This is a genomic window from Alteromonas sp. AMM-1 (genome assembly GCF_047290655.1).
GTDB lineage: Bacteria > Pseudomonadota > Gammaproteobacteria > Enterobacterales > Alteromonadaceae > Alteromonas > Alteromonas mangrovi.
In genome coordinates this window covers 1-7,018 of sequence record NZ_JBLBUE010000172.1, presented here as the reverse complement: position 1 = coordinate 7,018, position 7,018 = coordinate 1, and the positions used below count along the sequence as shown (strand labels likewise).

Sequence of the window (7,018 nt, the reverse complement as noted above, 5' to 3'; positions counted from 1 at the left end):
ATTGCGCCTTTTCCGTCATTGGGACAACAGCAAAATGCAGTGGATTCTGTAAATTCAGTAACTACAGCAGCAAATGCGTTATTGAATCGATTTTTAGGTTTTGAGACAACCTACCAGAACTTTATGGACTCCACGTATAAGCTTCTTGCTTCGTGCAGCGACATCGGCGAGGTGCCAGGTAAAACTGGTCGATATGATGGGGATAAGATATTTGTCAATCAATGGCATCCTAGCCAACAGGGCGGTTCAGGATTCTTCTTGTGGATTTCTACAATTGACAAATCCAGCCATGATGGAGGCTACATAATCAGCCCTACCGTTCCATACTCAACACCAGAACAGTTTGTTTCCGGAAGTGGCGAAACAGATCCAGGTGGCGCGGGTTGTTGGGTGCGAATTGTTGAATCTTCGTTAACACCAGAGATGTTTGGCTGTGTGGGTGATTATAATCTGGAAACGGAAACTGGGTTTGATAACAGCATCCCATTACAGGCCGCGTTCTCGAGCATGTCAAAAAACAAAATCGAGTTAAAAGGAACAGGCGGGAATTATTACTGCTCAGTACCCCCTAAGGCGCTTGGTTGGGCCAGCGTTGACATGATGTCGTGCCAGATTATTTTGGAGGATGGTGACAACTGGGGCGTCGAGTTCGAAAGCGAGCATTACGAACTCGGGCCATGGACCGGGCACGGTCAGGATTCAGCATTGGGAATTGTGATGCAGTATATCGAGGTTCCAGATCCAAGCTTATATGAACGGGGCATGGTGATCATGGTGCGCGACCCGAATGCCATTTACACTCTATTTTCGCCCAATGCCCACCGAGCCGAATTGTTCATGGTTGCAGATGTTAAAGACGGTAAAGTCTACCTAAATGCACCATTTACCGATGAAATGACATCGGGCAATGTACGCCACCTGCCGAATAATAAATGCAAAATTGCACTCGACGTGCGCGGGCGCGACCCGGTGAAAGCCAATCCCGTTCGCCGCGCGGGCATTTGCCTCAAAGGCTATGTGAATCCAGACTGTGATGTCTATGTGCATCATGATGCGAGTCGCGGTTTTATGCCTATCAGTTGCTATGGCGGACAGTATAAGGTCGCGGGCTTTATGCTGGCCGACTACGCCAGCATCGGACATTATGGCTATGCAGCCAGCCCGTATGGGGCGTGTAAGGGGGGTGACTATCATATTGTGGCGGATAAATGCCGTCATGCCTACACCGACGGCATTTACTCCATCGTCAATTTTGAGATCACCGATGGTTGCTGCGTGGGCAATACCGTTACCGGTACCGCCATATCCTGCACGTCTGCAGCGTGGGATACGCACCCGTTCAGTGACAGGACACTGTTTAATGACTGTCAGACGCTGGGCACGCATCAGGATCAAATTCAAAATATTTCGGGTACCAATTATGCGTATCAATTACGCGGGACCAATGCGGCCATTATCGGTGGCCTCGCCGAAACAGACCGACTGCTGACGTATATTGTTCCGGCTAACCGCATCCGGCGCTCTATCGATACGATTGAGGGCGTACGCCGTTCTGAAACCCATGAGAACTTGAATTTTGATATTCAGGTCTGGGGCGCACAGGAATTTACACAGCAGAACAATTATGCTGAATACCACGAACTGCATATAAACAACATTCGGTTGCGTAAAACGGATCACCGGGTGGCGGATATTGACTATGTCTACCACGACAATTGCATCATCGATGCCGGTGACCGGAACGTGTTTCAAACCGATGCTGTGGCCAGTCCGGGGACCATTCAGCGATACAGGAACTGCCGGTTTGTCAGCGGTGCCAACTATCGCATTTACACCAGTACCGTGTACCTGGATAACTGCAAAATCGACAAACCGCCAGGCGTAGTCAGCGGCCACAGTTGGTCAATACGCGGCAGTGATACCACTATTTATGCAAATAATGTCGGATACATCGGCGATGACGCATACGGCGGCGCATTGTGGGAGTTCGGTGCGTCGGATCTGACCCTCGCTGAACAACCAACCAACTGCAAACTGTTTTTAAGCCACCCATGGGGGGTGCGCCGCACCTATAACCAACCGCTGAAAATGGTGCAAAACTACGCCGATCCTAACGACCCCACCTATTTGCAAATCATATATATGGATGAGCGCACCGAATATCGCAGCGCCTTTGATATGCAGGACGGACACGGATATGGAGAACGTCATTTTGTCGCAGAGCTGGGGTTCTCACCAGAATGGGACGGTTTTAAATGGGTATGCAACGGGTACAGGTGCATTGGCCCAAACAGTTATAAACCTGCTGGCGTTTGGCCAGGCTTTAAGTTTGCTGACACAGATTCAAATGCAGTTATTACGTTTAATGGAAGTGCGTGGGTGTAAGTATGAAAAATTTAGTAGAAAGCTTAGTTGTATCACTAATACCAGAATTGATTTCCCCTGTTGACGTTTCAAAACCCGACAGTGGAATTTGGATTTTAGACGATGGCACCTGGAATGATTCAGGCGTTTGGAAAGACGATAGCATCTGGAATGATGGGGAATAGTAATGACGTTAAGTACAATAAATAGCAATGCCACTGGTCTTTCTGTACGCGGAAAGTTAAACGAACTTATACAAAAAGTTGGAGGCGTGCCAATTGGCTCGTTAACACCTGTTAGGGAATTTGTTTATAACACGAATGACACGTTAAATGCCGTATTGCAATCGGGCTATTTTTCATCCGCTGCCGTTGATGCTGATTCAATTATCGACGTGCAATTCAGTAATGGAACGAGTAAGAAGGTGCGTGTGAATGCGGATGGTTCAGTTGATTTACACGACTCTCCTATTGGTTTATCGAACGGAAATGCGGCGCGTTTTGAAGCGCTACTTACGCTTAACAGTTCAAGTTTGAATATCTTAGTACACAGCGATTCAACTGGTAACGAAGATCACGAGTTCGTCAGAAAGATTACTCAGGAATACGCAGACCGACATCCAGCCTACACTGTGCTTTACAGATTGTGGGATGATGTTGCTGGCTCCTATGCATCCGCTGTAACTGTGCAAACAGGGACGGGCGCTAACACATTAACTGTTTACAACTTTGCGAATCCCGGCAAACAGGTTGAATACATCCAGGGGAGTCGTTATGTAGCAGCATGTCAATCAATCCCGCGTTGCGACCTGGTATATATTAACCATAGCCATAATATGGGCACGATTAGTAGCCGCGATTACGCGACTCGTTTAGCAATCCCGCGTTTTCTAGCTGCTATGGCTGATATTGCCCGCAGGCATGTAGGATGCGGATTTGTATTGATTGCACAAAATCCACGAATGGACAGTGAATTCATGACACCGTGGGTAGATGTTGTATATCGAGTGGCAGCAATAACTGGAAGTGATGTGGCCGACGCCCATTCGCTTATCATTAATCGTGGTAAGAACGCCTCGTTGTACACAGATAGTACTCACGTTAACGCCGCTGGCAGCGATTTGACAGTTAAGGCTATTCGCTCGTTACATCAGGCCAGCGCAGGCAATCCTGTGCCATATTCTCTAACAGTGGCAGCAAACCTCATATCTAATGGGGATTTTTCGAGTTTCGGCAGTAGCGTGCCCGACAATTTTACCCTGACGACCGGCGCAGTCACAAAAGACACCGGGGTTATTGGTGGAAAAAACGGTTACTCGGTTCGGATTGATGGTACCAATGGGCGCATTACATGGAGTTGCCCGTCATATTTGCGTGATGAACTCAAAGGGCAGTATGTGACGCTGATGGCGCGGGTGTATATCCCGGCAGGTCAACCGCAGACGGCTGGCATCATCGCTACAGCATCAAGTTCAAACAGCAGTAACAATTACCCTTCGGCAGATCAAAATCACGGACAGTGGCATTGGCGTAGTGTTACTCACTATGTAGATCCTGCTGATACTTACTTGCAAGTAAGGCTGTACGGAGATATTAGCGGTACAGGCGTGGCATATTTTGACAGAGTAATATTATGTAAAGGTATTAAGCCGATAGATTGCAGATAACCATGACCTACTCAACTACAACACACCAGGGTGTCGTAGTCGAAGAATACGTTACAGGCCGTATTCTTCGGATTACACATAAGGGGCAGAGTTTTAAATTCTTTGCTCAATCAGAAGGTAAATCCGGAGTGGCCATTTACATAGGACATGGAACTTTAACAGCTGCTATAAAAAGAGCAGTCAGAGCCTGGGCTGCCGAACGCGGAGTTACTATTGGCAGTTGGGGTAAAGACAAAGATTTAACCAAGTCAAAGACTGTTTAAACAATCATTAATGTCGATTTAAATTGGAGATTAAAATGAAAGAATTACAAAGCCTTGAAGTTCTACCTGCAAGCGGTCGTCTCCACAACTTTAGAGTTGAGCTGCACGGAGGTGATGCTGACTTTGTGAACGTCCTTTCAGACGGAAGCCCTGAAACTGTAAGGACTTTTGACGGCACAGAGAGTGCATTGGAGCGCCGTTTTAAGCATGAGATAACAGAAGGCGATGACTACTACTTTATACTACGCAACGGCGCAAAAGCGTTCTATCGATAGGGAAATTTTACAAAAAAATCTTCACAGGTCTAAAAATGTAAAGAGAATCAGGAGTTATTTTTATGCACTATTGCGACTGTCATTTCCTTTCTTGGGGTTTTGGAGTCTTTGTTTCAGGATTTTGTTTCGCTGTTTCACTATGTCTTTTAGTGGGACGTCGTAAAAATTGTGAATGTTCTCATGGAAATGCTGATGTATAACCTTTGGTTCTTTGTCAAATATGCCCGCGATGTCACAAATTGTTGATATTGTGGAAATCACTGCGCAATAAATAGCTATTTTCGTTTCAGTAGGCAGGCTCCTTATTAAGTTAGGACTTAACCCACCAAGCAGTTTTTGAAACTGCTTGCTATTTCTTCTGAATTGAATATCTGAATCTAAAGGTTTATTTTGAATAATTGAACGCAGTAAAACCTTTTCAAGACTCACAAGCAATTCTAAGTCTTTTGAATTTGCAGCCTCAATCATTACTTGGGAACCAATATTTGTATAGATACCTTTTGGTATTTTCGACTCATGGCCACACGTGCGGCAGATCTCTGAAGGCTCAATGTTAGCTTTATAGCAACCTTCAATCTGTATTACATGAGCTACCTGTATAGCCCTGCATTTTGGGTTAGTGCAAACGGAATGTAGTGGCATAAAAAATGAGGACTTGGCTAATATGGATGTAAACTATCACAAATTTGTTGATTGCCAAACTACTCCGCGCAAATTGCCAAACTACTCGCGCAGCTACAACTGATTCTCATCCCGCTTTTCTCCGGATATAAAAAAACCGCCACAAGGGCGGTTCTTTTATATCTGGCGGAGAGAGAGGGATTCGAACCCTCGATACGCTATTAACGTATACACACTTTCCAGGCGTGCGCCTTCAGCCACTCAGCCATCTCTCCAAACTTTGTGCAAACATTATTAGTTTGCAATGGTCTGACGACAATACATCAAACCACTTAAATCAATTCAGCGCGCGTATAGTAGGGAAAGCTGAAGTTCGAATCAAGAACTACCCGTAAAAATCTCACTAACCGCGCACAATTTAAGCGTTTATGCAGATTTTCTGGCTTTTAACTGCGCAGAAAAATCCAACATACGATTAAGTGGGATCAACGCTCTATCTCGCAGTACGGCATCCACGTGAATTTCGTGCTCAACTGGCGTATCTGAAGACAGAGAACGGTAAATTGCCTCTAAACCATTCATTGCCATCCACGGACAATGCGCGCAGCTTTTGCAAGTTGCACCATTACCGGCAGTTGGGGCTTCTATAAAACGCTTTTCAGGCATGAGTTGCTGCATTTTATAAAAAATACCCTTGTCGGTAGCAACAATGAAGGTTTGATTAGGCATGTCCTGTGCTGCCTGAATAAGCTGACTGGTTGAACCTACCGCATCGGCCATTTCTACCACGCTGGCAGGTGATTCTGGATGAACAAGCACGGCAGCATCAGGGTAAATTGCTTTCATGTCGTTCAGTGCTTGTGAAGAGAACTCATCATGTACAATACATTCGCCATGCCACATTAGCATATCAGCACCAGTTTTCTTGGCAATGTAACTGCCCAGATGGCGGTCGGGCCCCCATATAATGGGCTTGCCCAAACTGTCTAGGTGCTCGACTATTTCCAGAGCAATGCTTGAAGTTACTACCCAATCCGCCCGAGCTTTTACCGCCGCAGAGGTATTGGCGTACACTACTACAGTGTGATCGGGGTGCGCGTCACAAAATGCAGAAAACTCTTCGATTGGGCAACCTAAATCCAGTGAACAGGTTGCTTCCATTGTCGGCATGAGCACTTGCTTTTCAGGGCTAAGGATTTTAGCGGTTTCGCCCATGAACTTCACACCAGCAACCAACAATGTTTGTTGACTGGCATCGCGGCCAAAGCGCGCCATTTCAAGTGAATCCGCTACACAGCCACCAGTCTCTTCGGCAAGCGCCTGAATTTCAGGATCAGTGTAATAATGCGCCACCATAACAGCGTCTTTTTCAAGCAATAACGCTTTGATTTTATCCTTAAGCTCTTGCTTTCGCTCATCACTCAAAGCCGCTGGCTTGGCGGGAAACGGATAGTCAATTTGCTCAATACGATACGCTAATGTCATGGATTTTCTTACCTGCACGGGATTAACGGTAAACCGGGCCGCGATTATACCTGAGTGTCACAAAAATTTCATATAGAAAGCACGCCAAGTCAATCAACCGAATATTGCGCGTCATATAGCGCTCATATGAGGCCTGACGAGCTTAATAAAAATCTTGCAGTCCTATTCATCTTCACCTGCTTGAAAGCGATAGCGCCATTCTGAGGCGATAATTTAACGCTGGCAGATTAGCGTTAGAATTAATGCCCTGTTTTCAGTATGCAAACCCCGGCGCGGGCAGTGTTTGTTTTTTAGGAGTGTGTTTTCTAGGAAAGATTATTTGAAGTGGTGGGTCGTGCTGGATT

General features: G+C 46.1%; 7 protein-coding genes and 1 tRNA gene. 5 read left to right on the top strand and 3 right to left on the bottom strand.

Annotated elements, in window-relative coordinates; all coding sequences use genetic code 11:
• Positions 1-39: 39 nt before the first annotated feature.
• From ACLR2L_RS17495 to ACLR2L_RS17475, 5 genes are read left to right on the top strand one after another with little or no spacing between them, the layout of a single operon-like run.
• Complete coding sequence (locus ACLR2L_RS17495; protein ID WP_413369947.1) at positions 40-2,385, top strand: hypothetical protein; 2,346 nt, start codon at positions 40-42, stop codon at positions 2,383-2,385.
• 2 nt (positions 2,386-2,387) lie between these two features.
• Positions 2,388-2,549, top strand: coding sequence for a hypothetical protein (locus ACLR2L_RS17490; protein ID WP_413369945.1), 162 nt, complete (start codon positions 2,388-2,390; stop codon positions 2,547-2,549).
• 2 nt (positions 2,550-2,551) lie between these two features.
• Positions 2,552-4,030 (top strand): hypothetical protein, encoded by a 1,479-nt coding sequence (locus ACLR2L_RS17485; protein ID WP_413369943.1) that lies wholly within the window; start codon positions 2,552-2,554, stop codon positions 4,028-4,030.
• 2 nt (positions 4,031-4,032) lie between these two features.
• Complete coding sequence (locus tag ACLR2L_RS17480) at positions 4,033-4,293, top strand: hypothetical protein (RefSeq protein WP_413369941.1); 261 nt, start codon at positions 4,033-4,035, stop codon at positions 4,291-4,293.
• A 35-nt stretch (positions 4,294-4,328) separates the two neighbouring features.
• Positions 4,329-4,568 carry a hypothetical protein gene (locus ACLR2L_RS17475; protein ID WP_413369939.1) on the top strand — a complete coding sequence of 80 codons (240 nt, stop codon included), beginning with the start codon at positions 4,329-4,331 and terminating at the stop codon, positions 4,566-4,568.
• Positions 4,569-4,628: 60 nt separating this feature from the next.
• On the opposite strand, the gene ACLR2L_RS17470 is transcribed toward ACLR2L_RS17475, so the two are convergent.
• The 3 genes from ACLR2L_RS17470 to nadA form a co-directional block, all read right to left on the bottom strand.
• The gene (locus tag ACLR2L_RS17470; RefSeq protein ID WP_413369937.1) at positions 4,629-5,036 is read right to left on the bottom strand and encodes a hypothetical protein; all 408 of its coding nucleotides are present in this window, start codon (positions 5,034-5,036) and stop codon (positions 4,629-4,631) included.
• Positions 5,037-5,373: 337 nt separating this feature from the next.
• Positions 5,374-5,464 (bottom strand) — tRNA-Ser (locus tag ACLR2L_RS17465).
• A 151-nt stretch (positions 5,465-5,615) separates the two neighbouring features.
• Positions 5,616-6,674: a quinolinate synthase NadA gene (nadA, locus tag ACLR2L_RS17460; protein ID WP_413369935.1), complete on the bottom strand. Its 1,059-nt coding sequence runs from the start codon at positions 6,672-6,674 to the stop codon at positions 5,616-5,618.
• Positions 6,675-7,018 lie beyond the last annotated feature (344 nt).

Excerpts from the sequence above, each read along its gene's own strand:
- ACLR2L_RS17490 (WP_413369945.1), top strand. The coding sequence starts at position 2,388 with ATGAAAAATTTAGTAGAAAGCTTAGTTGTATCACTAATACCAGAATTG.
- ACLR2L_RS17485 (WP_413369943.1), top strand. The coding sequence starts at position 2,552 with ATGACGTTAAGTACAATAAATAGCAATGCCACTGGTCTTTCTGTACGC.
- ACLR2L_RS17480 (WP_413369941.1), top strand. The coding sequence starts at position 4,033 with ATGACCTACTCAACTACAACACACCAGGGTGTCGTAGTCGAAGAATAC.
- ACLR2L_RS17475 (WP_413369939.1), top strand. The coding sequence starts at position 4,329 with ATGAAAGAATTACAAAGCCTTGAAGTTCTACCTGCAAGCGGTCGTCTC.
- ACLR2L_RS17470 (WP_413369937.1), bottom strand. The coding sequence starts at position 5,036 with ATGATTGAGGCTGCAAATTCAAAAGACTTAGAATTGCTTGTGAGTCTT.
- nadA (WP_413369935.1), bottom strand. The coding sequence starts at position 6,674 with ATGACATTAGCGTATCGTATTGAGCAAATTGACTATCCGTTTCCCGCC.